Source organism: Streptomyces sp. TBY4 (assembly GCF_024213195.1).
In the GTDB taxonomy this organism is placed as follows: domain Bacteria; phylum Actinomycetota; class Actinomycetes; order Streptomycetales; family Streptomycetaceae; genus Streptomyces.
Genome location: NZ_JANAVF010000002.1, coordinates 707737 through 730919 on the forward strand (window position 1 = coordinate 707737; position 23183 = coordinate 730919).

Below are 23183 nucleotides of genomic sequence, written 5' to 3' on the forward strand. Positions count from 1 at the left end.
TGTCCCCGCCGGATCGCCCGGGTGATCCGCGCGTTTGCCCACCTCGGATCCCCGGCGGGGAGGCGGCTCGTCCGCCGTCCTTCTCCCGCGCCTTGCCGCTCTTCAGCTCCCTCCGCGTCTTACCCGTCCTCCCAGTTCTCCCCGTCTTCCGTTCCGCGCCGCGCCATGTCACACAGCACTGGAAGAGGAGCGTCCGTGTCCCCCCAGCCCGAGCCGTCCCCCCAGCCCTCGCGTGCAGTCCCTCCGCCGCAGCCCCCGCCGGCTCCCCGCGCCGCACGGCCTCCGCGACCCGAACGGCCCTCCAGGCGGAGCAGGCGATCCGACCGGACCGGAGGGCCCGGGCAGCCCGGGCGGGGGCCGGGGGAGCGGAACGTACCGCCGTCCTCCGGGGCGGCCGGGCAGCCCGGGCGGGAGGCCTCCGCACCCGGACCCCGGCCGCGGCGGCTCCGCGCCGACGACCGCGACCTCGTCGTCGCGGTCAGCCCGTTCGAGGAGCCCAACCCGCGGATCGTCACCGCCGCCGAGCGCGCCGGCTCCCTGGGCCTGCTCGACCTCGGCCGGGACGCCGCGGCCGCACGGAGCGCCATGGCCGAGATCGCCCGCCGCCTCGGAGCCGGCCGGCCCTACGGAGTACGGGTCCCCGCAGGCTGCCCGATCGGCCCCGGGGAGCTGCCGGACGTGGTCGATACCGTGCTGCTCGCCGACCCCGCGAGCCACACCGCCGACGAGGTGGCCGGCTGGGCGGCCGCCGCCGGACGGCCCCGGGTCTGGGCCGAGATCACGGATCCGGCGGAGGCCGCGGCCGCGGAGGCCGCCGGAGCCGGGGCCCTCGTGGCCAAGGGGCACGAAGCGGGCGGCCGGGTGGGCGGCACCACCACCTTCGTGCTCCTCCAACAGTTGCTCGCAGAGCCTGCGTTGGGCCTGCCCGTACGGGCCTGCGGCGGGATCGGGCCGCACACCGCGGCCGCCGCGGTAGCGGGCGGAGCCGCCGGGGTGTTGGTCGACGTACAACTGGCGCTCACACCCGAGGGGGAGGCCGGGCTGCCCGCCGAAGTGGCCGCGGCCGTACGGGCCATGGACGGCTCCGAGACCAGGCTGCTGGAGGGGCGCCGGGTGTACGCGCGCCCCGACCTGACCCCGCCGCAGGGCCCTGTGGCCGCCCTGCTCGGCGCCCGGGACCTGCGCACCGGGCTGCTCCCCGTCGGACAGGACGGGGCCTCGGCGGCCCGGCTCGCCGCCCGCCACCGGACGACCGGAGGCGTCCTCCGGGCCGTCCGCTCGGCCGTCGCGGGACACCTGGCGGCCGTCGTACGGGCCCGGCCGCTGGGGGGCGGCCACGGCCCGGGGCGGCCGCTCCCGGTGACGCAGGGGCCGATGACCCGGGTCAGCGACCAGGCGGCCTTCGCGGAAGCGGTGGCCGCCGGGGGCGGGGTCCCCTACCTCGCGCTCGCGGTGATGGAGGGACCGCAGGTCCGCCGCCTCCTCGCCGAGACCGCCGAGCGGCTCGGCGACCGCCCCTGGGGCGTGGGGATGCTCGGCTTCGCCCCCGCCGAGCTGCGGGCCGAGCAGCTCGCGGCCGTCGCCGAGGTGCGACCGCCGTACGCGATCATCGCCGGCGGCACCCCGGGGCAGGCGGCCCCGCTGGAGGCCGCCGGGACCCGGACCCATCTGCACGTGCCCTCGCCGGGCCTGCTGGAGCGGTACCTCGCCGACGGGGCCCGGAGGTTCGTGTTCGAGGGGCTGGAATGCGGGGGCCACGTCGGGCCGCGCGCCTCGTTCCCGCTGTGGGAGGAGCAGATCGAGCTGCTGCTCGCCTGTCCCGAACCGGCCGCACTCGACGTGCTGTTCGCGGGCGGGATCCACGACGCCCGCTCCGCCGCGATGGCCGCGGCCGCCGCGGCTCCGCTCGCCGAACGGGGTGCCCGCGTCGGAGTGCTCATGGGCACCGCCTACCTGTTCACGGAGGAGGCCGTGGCGGCGGGCGCGGTCCTGCCCCGCTTCCAGCGGGAGGCGCTGGAGTGCACGGACACCGTCCTGCTGCACACCGCGCCCGGACACGCCACCCGCTGCGCCGTCACCCCGTACGCGGACACCTTCGAGGCCACCCGGCAGCGGCTCGCGGAAGGGGGCGCCGAGCCGCGCGAGGTGTGGGAGGAACTGGAGCGGCTCAACCTGGGCAGGCTCCGGATCGCCAGCAAGGGCCTGCGGCGCGGGGCGGACGGCTCCGCACTGGAGCACGTGGACGAGGAACAGCAGTCCTCCGAGGGGCTGTTCATGCTCGGCCAGGCCGCCACCCTGCGCTCGCGCACCACCACGATCGCCGCCCTGCACGCCGAAGTCACCGAGGGCGCGACAGAGTTGCTCCGCCAGCGGTCCGAAGAGCTGGCCGGCCGGGAGTCCGCGGCCGATGAGGCGGCCGCCGCGGACGTCACCGGCCCGGTGCGGCCCGATCCGCTGGACGTGGCCGTCGTCGGCATGGCCTGCGCCTACCCCGGCGCACCGGACCTCGCCGCCTACTGGGCCCGGATCCTGGACGGGAGCGACGCCGTCACCGAGGTCCCGGCCGAACGCTGGGATCCCGCCCTCCACTTCGACCCCGACCCGGCACGGGCCGGCGAACGCACCCCGTCCCGCTGGGGCGGCTTCCTCGGCCCGATGCCCTTCGATGCGCTCGCGCACGGCATCCCCCCGGCCTCGCTGGCCGGGATCGAGCCGGTGCAGCTGCTGGCCCTGGAGATCTCCGCGCGGGCCCTCGCGGACGCCGGGTACGGCAAGGACCGGGAGTTCGACCGGTCCCGGACCTCGGTCGTGTTCGGCGCGGAGGCCGGTACCGAGCTGGCGGGCGCGTACGGGCTGCGCGCGCTGTACCCCGGCTACCTGGGCGAGCTCCCGCCCGGCCTGGACGAGCAGCTCCCGCGGCTCACCGAGGACTCCTTCCCCGGTGTGCTCGCCAACGTCATCGCGGGACGGGTCGCCAACCGGCTGGACCTCGGCGGCGCGAACTGCACGGTCGACGCCGCTTGCGCCTCCTCACTGGCCGCGCTCGACCTGGCCTGCCGCCAACTGCGGGACAACGACAGTGACATGGTGCTCTGCGGGGGCGCCGACGTGCACAACGGCATCAACGACTACCTGCTGTTCTCCTCCGTCCGCGCGCTCTCCCCGGGCGGCCGCTGCCGCCCCTTCGACGCGGCCGCCGACGGGATCGCCCTCGGGGAGGGGGTGGGGGCGCTCGTCCTGAAGCGGCTGACGGACGCGGAACGCGACGGCGACCGGGTGTACGCCGTGATCAAGGCGGTCGGAGCCGCCAGCGACGGACGCTCCCTCGGCCTGACCGCACCCCGGCCCGAGGGGCAGCGCCGGGCCCTGGACCGGGCCTACGCGCGGGCCGGCGTCAGCCCCGCCGAAGTCGGCCTGATCGAGGCGCACGGCACCGGCACCGTGGTCGGCGACACCACCGAACTGGCCGTGCTGACAGCCCTGTTCACCGATTCGGGCGCGACCGGCGGAGCCTGCGCACTGGGCTCGGTGAAATCACAGATCGGGCACACCAAGTGCGCGGCCGGGCTGGCAGGACTGATCAAGGCCGTCCGGGCGGTCCACTCGGGCGTACGCCCACCGACCCTGCACCTGAACGCACCGGTCCCGGCCTGGAATGCGGAAACCAGCCCCTTCACCTTCGACACCGGGGCCCGGCCGTGGCCGGCGCCCGCTGAACGCCGCATCGCGGGGGTGAGCGCCTTCGGGTTCGGCGGCACCAACTACCACGCGGTGCTGACCGGTTACGCGGGAGCCGAGGAGCCCCGGCACGGACGGGAGGAATGGCCGGCCGAGCTGTTCTGCTTCCGCGGCGAGGACCGGCGCGCGGCGGGCCGGGCGATGGCCCGGCTGGCGGCCCGGCTGGAGGAGAACGACGCGGCCGGGCGCCCCTGGGCACTGCGGGACCTCGCGGCCGAGGCGGCCGGCGGTGGCTCCGGCGCGATACGGATCGCGGTCGTCGCGGCGGACCTGGACGAGCTGGCCGACCGGCTGGAGCGGGCCCGGGCCTTCACCCCGGGATCGGGGGTCCACGTACGGGAGGAAGCGGCGGAGCCCGGGCAGGTGGCCTTCCTCTTCCCCGGCCAGGGCAGCCAACGGCCCGGCATGCTCGGTGAGTTGTTCACGGCGTTCCCGCTGCTCCGGGGGCTCCTGGACGGGGCGCCGGAAGCGGTCGTGTCCGCGATGTTCCCCCCGGCGGCCTTCACCGCGGAAGGGCGGACCGCCCAGCGGGCCGCGGTCACCGACACCCGGGCGGCCCAGCCGGCCCTGGGCCTCGCGGGCTCGGCGGCGCACCTGCTGCTCGGGGATCTGGGCGTACGGCCGGACTGCGTGGCCGGGCACTCGTACGGCGAACTCACCGCACTGTGGGCGGCCGGGGTGTGGGACCAGGAGAGCCTGCTGCGACTGAGCGCGCGCCGGGCCGAGGCCATCCTCGCGGCAGCCGGGGCCGCCGGGACGGATCCGGGGTCGATGGCGGCGGTGTCGGCCGCGCCGGAGGAGGTCAGGGAGATCGCCGCGCGGTCCGGGTGCGTGGTCGCCAACCACAACGCACCCCGGCAGTGCGTGATCTCGGGGCCGGCCGCCGCCGTCGCCGAGGCGGTGGCCGCACTGCGGGACGCGGGACTGTCGGCGACCCCGCTCCCCGTCGCCTGCGCCTTCCACAGCGAGGTCGTGGCCGGGGCGGCGGCGGCCCTGGCCGAGGAACTGGCCGGGACGGAACTGGCCGAGGCCGCCGTCCCGGTCTGGTCCAACACGACGGCCGGCCCGTACCCGGCGACCGCCGAAGCGGTACGCGACCTGGTGGCCCGTCAGGTCGCCGAGCCGGTCCGGTTCGTGGAGCAGGTCGAGCACATGTACGCCGCCGGAGTACGGACCTTCGTGGAGGCCGGGCCGGGCCGCGTCCTGTCCGGCCTGGTCGGCCGCATCCTGCACGACCGGCCGCACACCGTGGTACCGCTCGACGTCCCGGGCGAGCACGGGCTGCTCCGCCTGGTCACCGCACTGGCGGAACTGGCGGCAGCGGGCGTGCCGGTGGCACCGGAAGCCCTGTTCCGCGGCCGCACCTCCCGGCTCCCCGAGCGCGCACCGCGCCGCCCGGGCTGGCTGGTGGACGGCCACCTCGTCCGCACCCGGGACGGCAACCCCGTCCCCGGCGGCCTGCGCCCGGCCCGCCGGGTCCACATCCCGGCATCCGAAGGAAAGGGAGCCCAGCAGATGACGCACCCGACGAACGGCACCGGCCCGGCGAGGGACTCCGCCGCGGTGGGGGCCCACGCCAGCAGCTTGCCCGGGAATCCGCCGACTCCGGGCGGCGGCGGGCACTGGCTGCCGGCCGGGACCGCCTCCGAAGGCGGCCGTCTCGCCGGCAGCAACGGGCACGGCACGGCGGGCCCCGGCGGGGCCGGGCACTGGCTGCCGCGAGGGGGCCCCGGGGTGGGGGAGGCGACCGCCGGGCGCCCGGAGGCTCGTTTCGCGGAGCCGGGGTACGGCGGTCCCGTCGGGGGTGCGCCTTGGCTGCCGGGTGGGGGGTCCGGCCCGGTGGCCGATGCCCAGGGGGGTGCGAGCGCGGAGCGTGCGGGAGGGGGCTTCGCGGATCTGGGGTACGGCGCTCCCTCGGGGGGTGACCAGTGGGCGCCCGGTGGGGAGCCCGGTGGGGGGTCCGGTCCGGTGGGGGGCCCGATGGGCGGGTACGCGGACCCGCGCATCGGGCGGGCCGGGCTTCCGCAGGCCGAGGGGGCGCCGGGCCTCCCGGGGAGCGGTGGAGCGGTGGCCGGGCCGGCCGTCGGGGGTGGGGACCGCCGGCACCTGCGGACCGCGAACGGCAGCCCGGGTGCGAGCCTCGAGCCGCTGCCGGGCGCGGCCGGCGGTGCGGGCCTCCGCTCCGGTCGGGCGGCCGAGTACGCCGCACCGGCCCCGGCGGACCGTCGGGAGGAGGCGGTCCTGGAGTACCTGCGCGGTTCGCGCGAACTGGTCCAGGCGCAGCGGGACGTGATGATCGGGTACCTGGCGTCGACGGCGTCGGCATCGCCCTGGACCGGGCCCGACCCGGCCCCGCCCGGGCACTTCGCCGCCACCGGCGGCCCGGCCCGGGCGATCCTGCTCCCCGGGCCCGGTGCCGCCCTTGGCCATGCGGTCCCGCAGGGAATGCAAGCGGCTCCGGACCCGGCCGCCGACCAGGACTTCGGGAGCCCGGAGGGGGCGGGGGGTGCCCCCGGGACGTTCCGGAGCGCGGCTGCCGCTTCCTTCCGCGGCGGTCCCCAGCCGGACGGCCGAACCCTGCCGGGGGCCGCCGCCGGCGCCTGGTCCGCGGCTTCCGGCGAGTCCCCGGCGGGCCCGGATGCCGATGCCGAGGGGCCCGGCCCGTGGCCGACGGCCCCCGGTGGGACGGCTCCTGACGGTGCGGCTGTCGGCGCAGGGGCCTTCGGAGGTGCGGAGGCGGGCTCCGGGGCGTTCCCGGGCGCAGCCTCGCCCGCGCACTGGGCGGGTCCCGGGGCCATGACCCCGGGCGGGGCTCAGGCGGGCCCGATGCACGGCTTCGGGGGCTCCGGCCCGTGGCCGGCGGTCACTGGTGGGCCTGCCTCCGGCGCCGGGCTGCCCGGTGTTCCGGGTGCGGTCCCGGGCTCCGGGATGCCCGGTGACGCCGACTGGGGTTCGGGGATGCCCGGCGGCGCGGCCGCAGGCGCTGACGGACCCTGGGCCGCCGTGCACGGCGCAGCCGCAGCCCAGGGCCCCGGAGGAACGGGACCGTGGCCAACGGCGGCCGTGGGGACGGTCGGCGGCACGGCCCCGGGCTCCGGGATGCCCGGCGGCGGTGCCGCAGGCACCGAGTTCCCCGGTGATGCCCACCTGGGGGCGGGGACCCCAGACGGCCGCACCCCGGGCTCGGGGGTCCCTGGTGGCATGGCCACAGGCACCGGAATGCCCGGTGGTGCTGCCTGGGGGGCGGTGATGTCCGGGAGCCCTGCTCAGGTTTCGGGGATGCCCGGCGCCGTCGCCTTGGGCTCCGGGATGCCCGGTGGTGGGGCTGCGGGCGCCGAGTCCCCCGCTGATGCCCACCTGGGAGTGGGGATCAGCAGGGGAGCCGCCTCGGGGCCGGGGATCTCTGGTGGCGCGGCCGCAGGTTCCGGAATGCCCGGCGGCGCTGCCGTGGGGAGGGGGATGCCGGGTGGTGTGGCCGCAGGTGCCGGAGGGTCCGGCGGCGGGGTCCCGGGTGTGGGGATGCCCGGCGGGGTGGTGCCCGGGAACGGGATGCCCGGCGGAGCCGGCAGGGGCGGCGGTGTCGGCAGGGGCGGCGGTGTCGGCGGTGGGGACGCGGCTCCCGGAGGGGCTCGGTCCGTCGAGGAGGTGATGGACGTGATCGTGGAGATCGTCCACACCCGGACCGGGTACCCGCGGGACATGCTCGCTCCCGAGCTGGACCTGGAGGCGGACCTGTCCATCGACTCCATCAAGAGGGTCGAGATCATCGGAGCCCTGGCCGACCGGATCGGTCTGCCCCAGGACGCGGGCGGCTCCGCCGAGTCCGCGATCGAGGAGCTGTCCCGGATCAAGACCCTGCGCGGGATCGTGGACTGGGTCGCCGGCCACACCGCCGGCCCGGAGGCCCCGGCCCCGGCCCCGGCTGCGGAGGCGGTCGGGGGCTCGGCAGCGGCGCCGCCCGCGCTCGGCCGCCTCCGGGTGGAGCTGCACGAGCTGCCGCCCGCGCCCGGGAACCCGGAGGTCCTGCGGGGGCTCCGGATCGGAGTCGTCGGAGACGGAGACGGAGACGGGCGGGGCGTCGGCGCCGCCGTCGGCGGAGCCCTGCGCGCCCGGGGAGCAGATGTGCGGCAACTGGCGGAAGTCGAAGCCGGGTTCGACGCCGTCCTCGATCTGTCCGCCCTGCGGCCGGGAACGGAACCCGTCCTGCCCGGAACCTTTCCCGGCCTGCGCCGGGCCCTCACCGGAGGGGTGCACCGACTCCTCCTGGTCACCGTCCGCGGCGAGTCTGCCGGAGCGGGAGCGCACGGTTTCGCCCGCAGCGCCTCCCTCGAGTACCCGGGCCGGATGGTCCGCGCCGTGGAGGTCCACTCCAAGGAGGACCCCGCGCAGATCGCCGCGCAGCTCCTCGCCGAGCTGAGCTGCGATCCGGCGGAGGACTCCACCGCCTCCGTCGCCTACACCGCGGACGGCCTACGGGTCACCTCCCGGCCGGTACCCGCACCGCTGGTCCCCGGCAGCGGGACCCCGCCCCTCGACGCCGGCTCCGTGGTCCTGCTCACCGGCGGGGCCCGCGGCATCACCGCACGGACCGCCCTGGCGCTGGCCCGGGCCACCGGATGCCACGTGGAACTCATGGGGCGTACGCCCCAACCGGCCCCCGAAGCAGATCAGTTCGGGCACGCCACCGACCGGGTAGCCCTGCGCGCCGCACTGATCGCCACGGGCCTGCGGACCCCCGCGGAGATCGAGGCCGCGGCCTCGCGGATCCTCGCCGAGCGCGAGGTACGGGCCACCCTGGAGGCCCTCGCGGGCGGGGCCGCGTCCGTCGGCTACCACTGCGCGGACGTCACGGACGAGCAGGCGGTGCGAGCCGTCGTGGCCGCCGTACGGGCCCGCCACGGCCGGCTGGACGGGATCGTGCACGGGGCCGGGACCCTGAGTGACGGGCTGCTCCGCGACAAGGAACCGGCCGTGTTCGCCGAGGTGTTCACCACGAAGGTGACCGGCGCGCGTCACCTGGCCGCCGCGGCGGCCGAGCACGGCACGGTGCCCGCGCCCCGCTTCCTGGCCCTCTTCGGCAGCGTGGCGGGCGTCTACGGGAACCGGGGGCAGACCGATTACGCCGCCGCCAACGACGCCCTCGACGGCCTCGCCCACCTCTGGGCGGAGGACTTCCCGGGCCGGGTGCTGTCCGTCGACTGGGGCCCCTGGGCCGCCGAGTCGGGCGGGATGGTCAGCCCCGAGCTGGCACGCGCGTACACCCGCCGCGGCATTCCGCTCATCGACCCGGAGGTGGGCGGCGCCGCCTTCCTCGCCGAACTGGCGCACGGGACCGACGTACAGGTGGTCCTGATGGCGGCCGACGGACCCGAGGGGAACGAGCGGCATGGCTGACCGCCACCGACAGGGCCAGGGCCAGGGCCAGGACCGACGGCGGCAGCATCGCGGCCCGCGGCCCACCGACGCGGCGATCGTCGGGATGGGCGCCGTCTTCCCGGGTGCCGCGGACCTCGCCGCGTACCGCCGCAACCTCCTGGCCGGTACGGACTGCATAGGCGACGTGCCGCCGGGCCGGTGGGACCCGGAGGTCTACTACGACCCGGGCGGCGCCGCCGGACCGGTCTCCGGCGACCGGTTCTACTGCCGGCGCGGGGGCTTCGTGGACGGGCTCGCCGCCTTCGACCCGACCCGGTTCGGCATCATGCCCGCCACGGTGGAGGGGGCCGAGCCGGACCAGATGCTGGCCCTGCAGGCCACGGCCGAGGCCATCGCCGACGCGGGCGGCGAAAGCCGCCTGCCGGCCGACCGCTCGCGGATCGGGATCGTCCTGGGGCGCGGCGGGTTCATGGGCGTGGCCACCGCCCGGCTCGACCAACGGGTGCGTACGGCACACCAGTTGGCGCAGACCCTGCGGGAGCTCGCGCCCGAGCTCGGCGAGCGGCGGATCACCGCGGTGCGCTCCGCCTTCCAGGAGGCCCTGGGTCCCGAACGGCCCGACGCCTCGATCGGACTCGTACCGAGCTTCACGGCCGCCCGGACCGCCAACCGGCTCGACTTCCACGGACCGGCCTACACCCTGGACGCGGCCTGCGCCTCCTCCCTGCTGGCCGTCGACCAGGCGGTGGGGCTGCTCGCCGGCGGGCGCTGCGACGCAGTGGTCGCCGGGGCCGTGCACCACTGCCACATCGCCACCCTGTGGAGCGTGTTCACGCAGCTGCGCGCCCTGAGTCCCAGCGAGCGGATCCGGCCCTTCGACCGGCGCGCCGACGGAACCCTGCTGTCCGAGGGCACCGGTGTGGTGCTGCTGAAGCGGCTGGCCGACGCCGAGCGGGACGGCGACCGGATCTACGCGGTGATCCGCGGCACCGGCGTGGCCGGGGACGGCAGGGCGGCGAGCCTGATGAGCCCGCTCGTCGCGGGCCAGGTGAGGGCGCTGGAACGGGCCTGGCGGGAGGCGGGCCTCGATCCGAGGGCCCCCGGAGCGCTGGGACTGCTGGAGGCGCACGGCACGGGGACCCCGGTGGGGGACACGGCTGAACTGGAAACCCTGGCCCAGGTGTTCGGACCGCACACGGTCGGCGGGTCCGGGTCCGGGTCCGGGTCCGGGACGGGTTCCGGCGACGCAGCCGGCCTCGACGCCGGCCTCGAAACCGGGAACCTCACCGGCTTCGGCTCCGTGAAGTCCATGCTCGGCCACACCATGCAGGCCTCCGGCATGGCTGGGCTGATCAAGGCCGCGCTCGCGGTGCACGAGGGGGTGCTGCCGCCGACCCTGCACCTGGAGGAGCCGCACCCCGCCCTGGCCGGGACCCGGATGCGGCCGGTGACGGAGGCCCGGCCCTGGGTCCGGGGGCCCGCGCCGCGCCGTGCCGGGGTGAACGCCTTCGGCTTCGGCGGCATCAATGCGCACGTGGTGCTGGAGGAGGCTCCCGGTGCCGCGCGAGGGGCCGCGACCCCGGGAAGGACGGCTCCCGCGCGAACGGCCGCGCCCGTACGCCGCTTCCTGCCCCTGGACGGCCCGCCCGCGCCGGTGGGGGCGCCCGACCGGGAGGAGGTGCTCCTGCTGGCGGCCTCCGACCCGGCGGAGCTGGCGCACCTGCTGGCCTCCCACTCCGCGGCCTCCCGCTCCCCGGCGTCCGGTTCCCCGGCCTTCGGCTCCCCGGCGTCCGGTTCCCCGACCTCCGACGGCGACGGCCCCTGCAGGCTCGCCGTCGTCGGTCCCACCCCGCAGCGGCTCACGCTGGCCGCGAAGGTCGTGGCGCGCGGCCGGGCCTGGCGGGGGCGCGGGGAGGTGTGGTTCACGCCCGAGCCGCTGGGCGGCCGGCTGGCCTTCCTGTTCCCGGGCCTGGAGCCGGAGTTCGCCCCGGCGCTGGACGACGTGGCGGACCGGCTCGGGCTGGACCGGCCACGGCTGACCAGGGGAGTGGAGCTGACGGAACGGGCCCTGGACGCCATCGCGACGGGCCGCTTCCTCGCCCGGGCACTGCCCGAACTCGGCATCGGAGCCGACCTGCTGGCGGGCCACAGCCTGGGGGAGTGGGCGGCGATGGTCACCGCCGGGATGTACCGGCAGGACGCGGCCGACACCTTCCTGGACTCGCTGCGACCCGGCTCGGTGAAGGTCCCGGACCTCGTCTACGCGGCGCTGGGCTGCGGGACCCGGCGGGCGGAGGCCGCCCTCCACGGCCTGGACGGGGTGGTGGTCAGCCACGACAACTGCCCCCACCAGTCGGTCGTCTGCGGCGATCCCGCCGAAGTGGCCATCGCCCTCGCACGCTTGAAGGCCGAGGGCGTCGTCGGCCAGGAACTCCCCTTCCGCTCCGGGTTCCACACCCCCATGTGGGAGCCCTACCTCGGGCAGGTCCGCGCCGCCTTCGGCCGACTGCCGCTCCAGCAGGGGGACGTGCCCGTCTGGTCGGCGACCACGTGCGCGCCGTTCCCCGCGGAGCCCGAGGCGGTGCGCGAGCTCGTGGTCCGCCATTTGCTGGAACCGGTCCGGTTCCGCGAGCTGACGCTCCGGCTGTACGAGGACGAGGGCGTCCGCGGCTTCGTCACCCTGGGCCCCGGCAGCCTTCCGGGCTTCATCGAGGACACCCTGCGCGACCGTCCCCACCTCTCGGTGGCGGCCTCCTCGCCCCGGCTCACCGGCCTCGCCGCCCTGCGGCGCACCTGCGCCGCCCTGTGGACCGAGGGACACGCCCCGCGCTGGGACCGACTGGCCCCCGACGGGCCGGAACACCGGGACCGCACCACCGCCGGACCACCGGCACCGGCACCGGCTGCGCCCGTGCCCGGGCGGAGCGTGCTCCTGGACCTCGGCTCGCCGCTGGTCCGCCTCGGCGAAACCGCACGCGCCAACCTGGCCGGCCTGCTGCCCCAGCCCCCCGTCCCCGCCGAGTCCATGCCGCCGGCCGCGGACCCCCGCCCGGTCCTGCTCTCCGCCCTGGACGCCGCCCCCGCCGAAGTCCACCCCGGGGCCCCGTCCGGGAGCCACACCCTGCGCCTCTCACTTGCCGCGCTGCCCTACGTACGGGACCACTGCGTCTACCTGCAGCCCGAGGGCTGGGCGGAGGATTCCGACCGGTTCCCCGTCGTCCCCATGACGACCATGCTGGAGCTGGCCGCCGAAGCCGCGCTGCGGGACGCGCCGCCCGGCCTGGCCGTCGTCGGCTACGAACGCGTTCGGGCCCTGCGCTGGCTCCCCGTGGAGCCGGCCCTCGACCTGGAGGTCACCGTCCGGTCCGCCGGGCCGGGCCGGGTGCGCGTCACGCTGGGGGAGTACGCCGACGTGTTCGTGCTGCTCGGCGAGGGCTACGAGGCCCTGCCCGGCCCCGACACCACCCCGCTGCGCGACCCCCGGCCGGCCCCCGTCAGCGCCGAGGCCCTCTACCGGGACCGGTGGATGTTCCACGGCCCCCGCTTCGCCGGGGTGCACGAGGTGCGGTCCGTCGGCGCGGACGGCATCAGCGGCGTGCTGCGGGCCCTGCCCGACCCGGGGGCGCTGCTCGATGCCGCCGGGCAGCTCTTCGGGCACTGGATGCAGCTGAGGCTCCCCGTGGACCGGCTGGTGTTCCCGGCCACCGTGGACGCCATCCGCTTCTCGGGGCCGCCGCCCGCCCCGTACGAGCTCGTCGGGGCCACGGCCCGGATCCGCGAGGTGCGCGATGTCACCGTGCGCGGCGATCTCGAGCTGTTGCGGGCCGACGGCCGGGTGTGGGCCCGGATCGACGGCTGGACGTACCGCCGCTTCGGCGCCGACGAGCGGGTCTGGCCGATGAAGTTCACCCCGGAGGTCTGCGGCATCGGCGAACCCCGCCCCGAGGGCTGGTGCCTGGCCCGGCGCCGCTGGACCGACCCCGCCTCGCAGGAGCTGGTCATGCGCCGCTACCTCGGCGCCGCCGAACGCGCGGCCCACGAGCGGCTGTCGCCGCGGGCCCGGGCGCCCTGGCTGCTGGGCCGGATCGCCGCCAAGGACGCGCTGCGCCACCTGCTCTGGGACGGCGGAGCCGGGCCGGTCTTCCCGGCCGAGGTGCCGATCGGCAACGACCAAGCCGGGCGGCCCCTCGCCGGGGGAGCGCTGGCCGGCGGGTTCCGGCTGTCGATCGCCCACAAGGACCGGATCGCCGTCGCCCTCGCCCACCCCGCTCTGCCGGTCGGCATCGACGTGGAACAGGTCACCACCGATCCGGACGCGCTGATCCGCATCGCCCTGGCGCCGGGCGAACTCGGCCTCGCCGAGCGGCTGGCGGCCCGGGAGGGCACCGGACTCCCGGCCGCGCTCACCGCCCTGTGGTGCGCCAAGGAGGCGGCCGCCAAGGCAGCCGGAACCGGACTCGGAGGCCGGCCGCGGGACTGGCGGACCACCGGCGACCCGGACTCCGGCGAGCTGCGGGTGCTCTCCCCGGACGGACACCCCTACCCGGTCCGCACCACCCCGCTCGTGCTCACGGACGCCCTCACGGACGCGCCACTCGCCCACCCCGACCACGTCGTCGCCTGGACCGACCGGCCCGCGACCCCGTCCCCCGTTCCCTTCCACCTCACGGAGACCAGTCATGGCAGCTGACATCCTCGCCGAGATCACCGGCATGCTCGTGGAGATCGTCGGTGACGAGCACCTCCTCGCGGACGAGGTCACGATGAAGACGACGTTCAACGAGGACCTCGCCCTGGAGAGCATCGAGTTCGTCGCCCTCGCCGAACTCCTCCACCACCGCTACGGCGCCGGCGTCGACCTGATGGGCTTCCTGTCCGAGAAGGACATGGACGGCATCCTCGCCATGTCGGTCGGCGAACTCGTCACGCACATCGGCCGGATCACCCACGCCTCCCTCACCCACGCCGCCCCCGCCCGCAGTTCGGTGGGAGCCGCCGCGCCCGGATCGGACGGCTGATCCCGCCATGGCCCTCGTTCCCGCGGGTACCGTCCGCTTCCACGTCCAGCAACTCCCGGCCACCGCACCCGCGGACGGCCCCGATCCCTCCGAACGCCCCGTGGTGGTGTTCCTGCACGGGCTGGTCGTCGACAACCTCTCCTCCTTCTACTGCCCGCTGGCCGTCCCGGTGGCCCGGGCCGGGCACGAGGTCGTCACCTACGATCTGCGCGGCCACGGCCGCACCGAGCGGCCGGCCACCGGCTACGACAGCCGCACCGCCGTACGGGACCTCTTCGCCCTGCTCGGCGCCCTCGGACTCGGGCACCGCCCGGTGCACCTCGTGGGCAACAGCTACGGCGGCACCCTGGCGCTGCACGCCGCACTCGCCCGCCCCGACCTGGTCGCCGGGCTCACCCTGCTCGAACCCCCGCTCAGCGGGGCCTGGGTGGACAACATGGTGGACACCCTGTCGGCGGCCGCGCTCAGCCTGGAGGACAGCCCAGTACCGGCCGAACTGCTCACCCTGCGGCTGCGCAAGGCGGCCAACCTGACGGCCATCGCCGACGCCCTGCTCAACCGCACCACCCTCATCGACGACATCGCGGCCAGCCGTACCTTCACCCCCGCCGACTACGCCGCCCTGCGCTGCCCCGTCCTGATCGTCTGCGGCGAGCACTCCGAACTGGTCCCGGGCGCCCTGGAACTGGCCCGCCACGCCCCGCACGTCACCGCCGTCGAGATCCTGCCCGGCCTCGGGCACGACGTGCTGAAGGAGAACAGCGGAGCCCTGCGGGCGGCCGTACTCGCCCACCTCGACGCCGCCGCGACGGCCGCGGCCGCACCGGCACGGGCATCGACGGCGTCCGCCCGGTCATCGGCGGCGTCGGACCGGTCCTCACCGTCGACCGTACGAGCACGGGCGGGAGCGCTGGTCCGATGAGGGTGCTCTTCGCGGTCCCGCCGCTCGCGGGGCACGTCAATCCGACCGTGGCGGTCGGCTCCGAACTCGCCGCCCGCGGCCACGAGGTCGCCTGGACCGGCCCGCCGGGGGCACTGTCCCGGCTGCTGCCCGACCACGCCAGGATCCTCTCCGCAGGGGCCGAGGCGGGCGGCGACTACACGCTGCTGCACGCCCGCTGGCGCGATCTGCGCGGGGTCGGGGCGCTGCGGTTCCTCTGGGAGGAGGCCCTCATCCCCCTGGCCAGGGCGATGCTCCCGGGAGTGGTCCGGGCGATCGGCGCCTTCGGTCCGGACGTGCTCGTCGCCGACCAGCAGGCGCTCGCCGGACCGGTGGCCGCGCGCCGCCTCGGGGTGCCCTGGGTGACCTCCGCCAGCACCTCGGCGGAACTCACCCTCCCCTTCGCGGACTTCCCGAAGGTCGGGGAATGGGTCGCCGCGCAGATCGCCGGACTGCTGACGGCGTGCGGCGAGGAACCCGAGCAGGCCGGGGCTCCGTGGGACCCGCGGTTCTCGGAGCGACTGGTCCTGGTGTTCTCCAGCCGTGAACTCGTGGGAGGCGAAGGGAAGTTCCCGCCGCACTACGCCTTCGTCGGCCCCGCCTTCGGAGCCCGCCCGCCCGCTCCGCACTTCCCCTGGGACCAGCTGGACCCCGAGCGGCGACGCGTGCTCGTCTCGCTGGGGACCCTCAACCAGGAGGCCGGGGGCCGGTTCTACGGGGCGGTCCTGGGCGCCGCCGAACGGCTCAGCAAGGACGTCCAGTTGATCCTGGCAGCCCCCGCCCCGCTGGTCGGGACGGTCCCCGGGAACGTACTGCTGCGCGACAGCGTCCCCCAGCTGGACCTGCTCCGCCACCTGGACGCGGTCGTCTGCCACGGCGGGCACAACACCGTCTGCGAGGCCCTCGCGCACGGGCTGCCCCTGGTGGTCGCCCCGATCCGCGACGACCAGCCGATCGTCGCCCGGCAGGTCGTGGACGCCGGGGCCGGGGTGCGGGTGCGGTTCGGCCGGACCCGGGCCGAGGAACTGCGCGACGCGCTGACGGCCGTCCTGGACGACCCCGGCCACCGCCGGGGAGCCCGGCGGATCCAGGCCTCATTCGCCGCGGCCGGCGGGGCCGCCGCCGCGGCCGACCGGTTGGAGGAACTCAAGTGAAGCGCCGCCCGATCTCCCCGCTCCCTTCCCCCCTCCGGAACCCCCTCTCCGTGCCCCCGGTCCTGGCCGGCGTCCGGTGGACCTCCGCCCTCCTGCTCGCGGCCCTCGGCGCGGGCACCGTGCGCACGGCCCGCCGGCTGCGGGACGTCCCGGTGCTGTCCGCGGCCCCCCGGGCCGACGCCGGGGTGCCGCGCGCCGCCGGGTGGCGGCTGCTCACAGCCGGCGGGGTCGAGCCCGACGCGGCCACCTTCCTCGCCGCCTGCGCGCACGCCGACCGCGAGGGGCTGCGGGTCCTGGACCTGCTGCCCGGGGACCTGCCCACCGAGCGGGTGCTCGGCCTGCTGCGGCTGGTCGACCCGGCCGGCTACCGGCAGGACCGGCTGGGGGAGGGGCGCGGGGCCGGGTTCGCCGTGCTCGTCGCCGAGGAGGTGCTCGCCCGGGCCGGGGTGGACCCGGCGGGGCCGGACGCCACCCCGGCGGAACTCATGGCGGTGACCCGGCGCGTGAAGGAGTACGCCGCCGACGCCACCGGGCTGGCCATCGCCCCCGGCCTGAGCTGCGGACCACCCGCCGGCCGGGGCGGACCGGCGCGGGCGGCCGAACTGCGGGCCCAGGGGCTGCCACCGGGGGCGCTCGCCGCCGCCCAGCTCGCCGGGCTGGCCCTGCTGGCCGGGGTCGCCGTACGCCAGGGCCGGTGGGGAGCCGCCGCCGCGGGGCTGTACTGGATCCAGCCCTACCTGGCCCTCGGCCGGCCCGGAGCACCCCTGCGCCCCGGCGACCTCGCCCGGGCCACGGCCGCCCGGCCCGTACGCTCCCTCGGCGCGGCCCTGCGCACGGCCGCCGCGACGCCCCGTACGCCACGCACCGGGGCCGCCCCACGGGGCTCGGCGCGGACCGAGGCGGTGCGTACGGAGGCCGTCCAGGCGTACCGGGCCGACCTGGCCGCCGGGACCGACCGGTTCCTCGAACCGCGCCGGCCCGACTGCCCCTGGTGCGGCTCCCGGCGGCTGTCCGTCCGGGTCCGGGTCCCCGACCTGCTCCAGGGCAAGCCCGGCCGCTTCACCCTGGAGGACTGCGGGGCCTGCGGGCACGTCTTCCAGAACCCCCGGCTCTCCCCGGAGGGACTGGAGTTCTACTACCGCGACTTCTACGACGGCCGCGGCGGCGAGGGCGCGGCCACCGTCTTCGGCCGCCTCGGCGCCGCCTACCGGGGCCGCGCCGAGATGCTCCGCCCGCACACGGACCCCGTCTCCTGGCTCGATGTCGGCACCGGCCACGGCCACTTCTGCAACGCGGCCCGCGCCGTCTGGCCCGACACCCGCTTCGACGGGCTGGACATGGGCGACGGGGTCCGCGAGGCCGAGCGGCGGGGCTGGGTGGAGACGGGATACCAGGGCCAGTTCCCCGAGTTCGCGGTGAAACTCGCGGGCCAGTACGAGGTGGTCAGCATGTACCACTACCTGGAGCACACCCGGGACCCGCTCGCGGAACTGGACACGGCGGCCGCCGTCCTCGCCCCCGGCGGCTACCTCACCATCGAACTCCCCGACCCCGAATCCCGGATGGCCCGCCTGCTCGGACCGGCCTGGCTGCCCTGGTTCCAGCCGCAGCACCAGCACCTGATCCCCGCCCCGAACCTCCGCGAGGCGCTGGCCGACCGGGGCTTCACCGTCCTGGCGGAGGAACACGGCCCGGCCCACCAGGGCAACGACTTCTTCGGCGCGGTCGCCCTGACCGCGACCCGGCTGGCCCCCGACCCCGACCGCCCCTGGGCACCCCCCGCGGGCCCCGCCCGCCGCGCCCTCACCGCAGCCGTACGCCTGGCCTCCCTCCCCTGCTTCGCCGCCGCGGCGGTCCTCGACGCCCTGCGCACCGCCGCAGCCCACCGCACGGACGGCGGCAACGCCTACCGCATCCTGGCCCGCAAGGACCCCCGATGACGCCCCCCGCCGGGACCGGCCCCGCCGTGTTCCCCGGAGGCGGCCTGGCCCGCCGGGCCACCGCCGACCCGCTCTTCCGCCTGGTCGCCTATGCCCTGGAGGCCGCGCACGGGCGGCCGCCGGCCGCCGTCTGGAGCGCCCCGTACGCCTTCCACCTGGGCTCCCCGGGGCTCGTCGCGGCGGCCGGCTGGCCGGTGGCGGCCGCCGCTGCGCCGCGGACCGACGGGCTGGTGCGGCTCAGCTCCCTGGCCCACCCGGCGGACGGCTGCGACCTCCCGCTGACCCTGTCCGGGCCGCCGCCCGCCACTCCGGCGTGGGCCGCCCGCCCGTACGCACTGCTGCGCGCGCTGGCCCGGGCCGGCTACGGCCGGGGCGGCACCGACCTGCACGTGCAGGGCTCCCTCACCCCGGCGGCCGGGCTGGCCACGGAGGAGGCCGCCGACTGTGCGGTGGCGCTCGCGGTGGCCGACGTCCACACCCCGGCGGGCGAGGATCCGGACCGGTCGCGGCTGGCCCGGCTGATGGCGCAGGCCCTGCCGGAAGGCGACGACGCCCTGCGCCGGGGCGCCCTCTTCGCCCGCCCGGGCAGGGCCCTGCTGCTCGGGCACGGCCCGGCCCGGCCCGAGCCGGAGCCCCGGCGGCACCGGCACCGGTACGTGGTCTTCGACCCCGCCGGGTCGGGCTCCCGCCTGGTGCTGCTGGCCCTGCGGCCGGGCCCCGACGGCACGCAGGACCGTACGGCCGACCTGGCCCGGGCCGTCGGGTGCGCGCGCCGGGCCGGCGCCCTGAGCGCCTGGCAGCCCGGACCGCGGCCGGGGCGGAGCGTACTGGTCCTGCTCCCCGAGGCCCGCCTCACGGCGGTCCGCGCCGCCGTCGCGGAGGACTTCCGCCACCGGGAGCAGCCCGTCCCCCGCTTCCTGAACATCACCGTGGCCGCCGCAGCCCGCCGCGAGACATGACTCCGGCCCCCGCCCAGGGGCCCGACACCAGGGCCCTGCTGTCGGGGCCCTGACCTCGAACATCGCACCTGGCCCCACATCCACTCATCACTCATCACTCGTCACGAGGAGGAACCACCCATGCCCCTCCGTCCCCCGACAACGTCCCGCGCGAGACAACGGGTCCACCGGTCCGCCCTGTTCGCAGGCGTCGGCGCGATCGGCGCCCTCGGCCTGCTGGGCGCCTTCACCATCGCCAACTCCCAGGCGGCGGAAACCGGTTCCGCCGCGCTCTCGGCCGCGGCCGCACTGCCCGCGTACGACCACGTGGTCGTCGTCGTGTACGAGAACAAGCAGTACGGCGAGATCATGGGCAGCGCCAACGCCCCCTACATCAACCAGCTCGCCAGTGGCGGCGCGAGCCTCACCGGCATGAAGGCCCTGACCCACCCCAGCCAGCCGAACTACTTCAACCTCTTCTCCGGCTCCACCCAGGGCATCACCGGAGACGGCTGCTACACCCCGCAGTCGATGACCGCGCCCAACCTCGGCCAGGAGCTGATCGCGGCCGGCAAGACCTTCGCCACGTACAACGAGGACCTGCCGAGCGAGGGTTCCACGGCCTGCACCAACGGCCAGTACGCCCAGAAGCACAACCCGTGGTTCGCCTTCAAGAACGTGCCCCTCAACACCGGCAAGACCTGGGCCCAGTTCCCGCAGAACAACTTCGCGGCCCTGCCGAACCTGTCGTTCATCGTCCCCAACCAGTGCAACGACATGCACTCCTGCCCGGTCAACACGGGCGACACCTGGACGAAGAACAACATCGACGCCTACGCCCAGTGGGCGAAGGCCAACAACAGCCTCCTGGTGCTGACCTGGGACGAGGACAACTTCCTCGGCTCCAACCAGATCGCCACCGTGTTCTACGGGGCGAACGTCAAGACGGGCACTTACTCCACGGCCTTCAACCACTACAACCTGCTGCGCACCTTCGAGGACCTGTTCGGCACGGCGACGCACGCCGGGAACGCCGCCAACGTCCCTCCGATGAGCGAGGTGTTCACCTCCACGACCCCGACGCCCACTCCGACCTCGACGTCCACACCGACGCCGACACCCACTCCGACCCCGACACCCACCCCGACTTCCGCCGAGCTGAAGCTGACCAACCCCGGCGCCCAGAGCTGCAAGTTCAACCAGAACTGCACCATCCAGCTCACCGCCACCGGCGGCAAACCCCCCGTCCGCTACACCGCCACCGGCCTCCCCTGGGGCCTGACCCTCGACACCAACACCGGCCGCATCACCGGCAAACCCTGGGCCATCGGCACCATCCAGATCACCGCCACCGCCACCGACACCACCGGAGCCACCGCCACCACCACCTTCCCCCTCACCCTCACCTGGTTCTAGAAGGAGGCTGCCGTGTACCTCTCGACCAGCCGTGCGGCGGACATCGCCGCGGACCCTCCGGCTCCGAAGGGCCCCCGGCGGGGCCCCCTGCGGGCCGTCCCCGGCACGGTGCTCGCCCTCGGCATGGTCAGCCTGGTCACGGACGTCTCCGCGGAGATGGTCACCGCCGTCCTGCCGCTGTACCTGGTGGCCGGACTCGGGATGTCCCCGCTCGCCTTCGGCGCCCTGGACGGGCTCAACCAGGGCGCCACCGCGCTGCTGCGCCTCATCGGCGGACGGGTCTCGGACCGCACGCAGCGCCGCAAGCTCGTCGCCGGCACCGGCTACGCGATCTCCGCCGCCTGCAAGGCGGCCCTGCTCGCGGTCACCACGCCCTGGTCGGTGGCGGCGGTGCTCGCCGCCGACCGGACCGGCAAGGGCCTGCGCACCGCTCCGCGCGATGCGCTGATCTCGCTGTCCTGCCCGCCGGGGGAGCAGGGCCGCGCCTTCGGCGTGCACCGCGCGCTGGACACCGCCGGGGCCCTGCTGGGGCCGCTGGCCGCGTTCGGCGTGCTGTGGGTGGCGGTGGACGGGTACGCGGCCGTCTTCACCGTGAGCTGCTGCTTCGCGGTGCTCGGAGTCCTGGTACTTGCCCTGTTCGTACGGGAGAGCCCCGCTCCGGCGCCGGCGGCCGAGGCGCCTGCGGTACGGGCTCTCCTGCGGATCCCGGGCCTGCGGCGGCTCTGCCTGACGGCCGCCGTGCTCGGCGTGTTCACCGTCGGGGACGCCTTCCTCTACCTGCTGCTCCAGCGGCGCATGGAGCTGCCGGCCGCCTGGTTCCCGCTGCTCGCGGTCGGCACCGCGGGCGTGTTCCTGCTGGCGGCGGTGCCGATGGGCCGGCTCGCCGACCGGCTGGGCCGACGCCGGGTCTTCCTCGGCGGCCACCTGCTGCTGTGCGGCGCCTGCCTGCTGCTCCTGGCCCCGGTGCCGCCGGGGCCCGTGCTCCTGTGCGGGGTCCTCGGTCTGCTCGGCCTGTTCTACGCGGCCACCGACGGGGTGCTGATGGCCGCCGCCGGGCCGCTGCTGCCCGCCGGCCTGCGCACCACCGGGCTGGCGGTGCTCCAGACGGCGCAGGCGCTGGCGCGGTTCGCGGGCTCCCTGCTCTTCGGCGCGGCCTGGACCCTGTGGGGCCCGGGCGCGGCGCTGGCCGCGGCGGCGGGCGGACTGCTCCTGGCCCTGACCGCCGCGGCCGCCCTCGCGGGCCGCGGCACCGCCGAGGAGGACGGCAGCCCCTCCGCGGGGTGAGGCCGTACCGCGGCCGTCCCCGTCAGACCGGCGTTCCGCTCGGCTGCGGGTCAGGCAGCGTCTGGGCCTCCTCCTGCTCCCGCTCCTTCTCCGACCGGCGCCGCAGGGCGTCCTCGTCCGTGTCCGCGTCGTAGGAGATCAGCTTCGGCAGCAGGGCGGCCAGCAGCGCCACCGAGGCCACGCAGGCGAGCCCGCCGCTCCAGAACGCCGAACGGGTACCGGTCCAGCCGGCCATCGTGCCCGCGCGGACCTGGCCGAGCTGCGGGCCGACGGAGTACGAGAGCACCTCGATGCCCGCGAGGCGGCCCCGCAGCTCCTCGGGGATGGTCTGGTTCCAGATCGTGGCGCGCCCCAGCCCGCTCAGCATGTCGCCCGCGCCGGCCACGGCGAGGCACACCAGCACCAGCCAGATGTTCCCCGACCAGCCCGCGGCCGCGATGGCCAGTCCCCACACCCCCGCCCCGCAGACCACGAGCAGCCCGTGCCGGCGTACCCGCGAGGCCCAGCCGCTGGTCATCCCCAGCGCCAGGGAGCCCACCGCGCCCGCCGCGTACATCAGACCCAGTGCCCACACCGCGTCGAGCTCGTCCGCGAGGAAGGGGAAGATGGCGTTCGGGAAGGCGAAGAGCATCGCCGCCATGTCCACCGCGTAGGTGCCGAGCAGCACGGGCCGGCTCCACGCGTACCGGGCCCCCTCGGCGATCCCCCGCAGCGAGGGCCGCTCGGCGTCCCGGGCGGGCGGGGCCGGACGCAGCCGCAGGCACAGCAGCACCGATACGAGGAACCCCGCGACGGTGATCGTGTACGCGGGGACGTACCCGGCGTACGCGACGACCAGACCGGCCACCGCAGGGCCCGCGATGGCCCCGAACTGGTAGCGCAGCCCGTTCAGCGCGGCGGCGGCGGTCAGCTGGTCGTGCGGCACGATCCGCGCCATCAGCGAGTCCATGGCCGGCCGCTGCAGGCCGGTCAGTGCCGAGACGCACGCCGCGACCACGTACAGCGGCCACAGCATCGGGTTCGGCAGGGCCGCGTTCACCACGAGGACCAGCGCGAGCACCCCGAGCCCGGCCTCGGTGAGCAGGATCATCCGCCGCCGGTCCACGGCGTCGGCGAGGGCGCCGCCGTAGAGCCCGAAGACCACCAGCGGGAGCAGCTCCACCGCGCCCATCGCACCGACCGCGAGCGGCGAGTCCGTCAGGTGCTTGATCTGCAGGGGCAGCGCGATCATCGCCATGAAGGAGCCGAAGAAGGTGACCGTGCCCTGGTAGAAGAGCAGCCGGAAGTCGGCGCTGGACCGCAAGGGGGACAGGTCGGGCAAAACGGAGGCGAAACGGGATCTGCTCACGAGGGGCCATCGTGAGCGCTCGGCCGCCCCC

Annotated in this window: 10 protein-coding genes; 9 read left to right on the forward strand and 1 reads right to left on the reverse strand. The window is 76.3% G+C overall.

Features of this window, described 5'->3' with window-relative positions:
• Positions 1-195: 195 nt before the first annotated feature.
• From NLX94_RS07445 to NLX94_RS07490, 9 genes are all read left to right on the forward strand, one after another.
• On the forward strand, positions 196-9132 hold the full coding sequence (locus NLX94_RS07445) for a type I polyketide synthase (RefSeq protein WP_254381785.1): 8937 nt from the start codon (positions 196-198) through the stop codon (positions 9130-9132).
• The gene (locus NLX94_RS38855) at positions 9125-13804 is read left to right on the forward strand and encodes a type I polyketide synthase (RefSeq protein ID WP_302168864.1); all 4680 of its coding nucleotides are present in this window, start codon (positions 9125-9127) and stop codon (positions 13802-13804) included. The genes NLX94_RS07445 and NLX94_RS38855 overlap by 8 nt, the downstream gene beginning before the upstream one ends.
• Complete coding sequence (locus NLX94_RS07460) at positions 13794-14132, forward strand: acyl carrier protein (RefSeq protein ID WP_254381786.1); 339 nt, start codon at positions 13794-13796, stop codon at positions 14130-14132. The genes NLX94_RS38855 and NLX94_RS07460 overlap by 11 nt, the downstream gene beginning before the upstream one ends.
• Before the next feature lie 7 nt (positions 14133-14139).
• Positions 14140-15054, forward strand: a complete 915-nt coding sequence (locus NLX94_RS07465; protein ID WP_254381787.1) for an alpha/beta fold hydrolase — start codon at positions 14140-14142, stop codon at positions 15052-15054.
• The gene (locus NLX94_RS07470) at positions 15051-16226 is read left to right on the forward strand and encodes a glycosyltransferase (RefSeq protein WP_254381788.1); all 1176 of its coding nucleotides are present in this window, start codon (positions 15051-15053) and stop codon (positions 16224-16226) included. Before NLX94_RS07465 ends, NLX94_RS07470 begins: the two co-directional genes overlap by 4 nt.
• Positions 16223-18166, forward strand: a complete 1944-nt coding sequence (locus NLX94_RS07475) for a class I SAM-dependent methyltransferase (RefSeq protein ID WP_254381789.1) — start codon at positions 16223-16225, stop codon at positions 18164-18166. Before NLX94_RS07470 ends, NLX94_RS07475 begins: the two co-directional genes overlap by 4 nt.
• Complete coding sequence (locus NLX94_RS07480; RefSeq protein WP_254381790.1) at positions 18163-19125, forward strand: galactokinase; 963 nt, start codon at positions 18163-18165, stop codon at positions 19123-19125. The genes NLX94_RS07475 and NLX94_RS07480 overlap by 4 nt, the downstream gene beginning before the upstream one ends.
• 120 nt (positions 19126-19245) lie before the next feature.
• Entirely contained in the window at positions 19246-20520 is a 1275-nt protein-coding gene (locus NLX94_RS07485) for an alkaline phosphatase family protein (protein ID WP_254381791.1), read from the forward strand.
• A gap of 12 nt (positions 20521-20532) precedes the next feature.
• Complete coding sequence (locus NLX94_RS07490; RefSeq protein WP_254381792.1) at positions 20533-21804, forward strand: MFS transporter; 1272 nt, start codon at positions 20533-20535, stop codon at positions 21802-21804.
• 22 nt (positions 21805-21826) lie between these two features.
• On the opposite strand, the gene NLX94_RS07495 is transcribed toward NLX94_RS07490, so the two are convergent.
• Complete coding sequence (locus tag NLX94_RS07495; protein WP_254381793.1) at positions 21827-23152, reverse strand: MFS transporter; 1326 nt, start codon at positions 23150-23152, stop codon at positions 21827-21829.
• Positions 23153-23183: the final 31 nt, after the last annotated feature.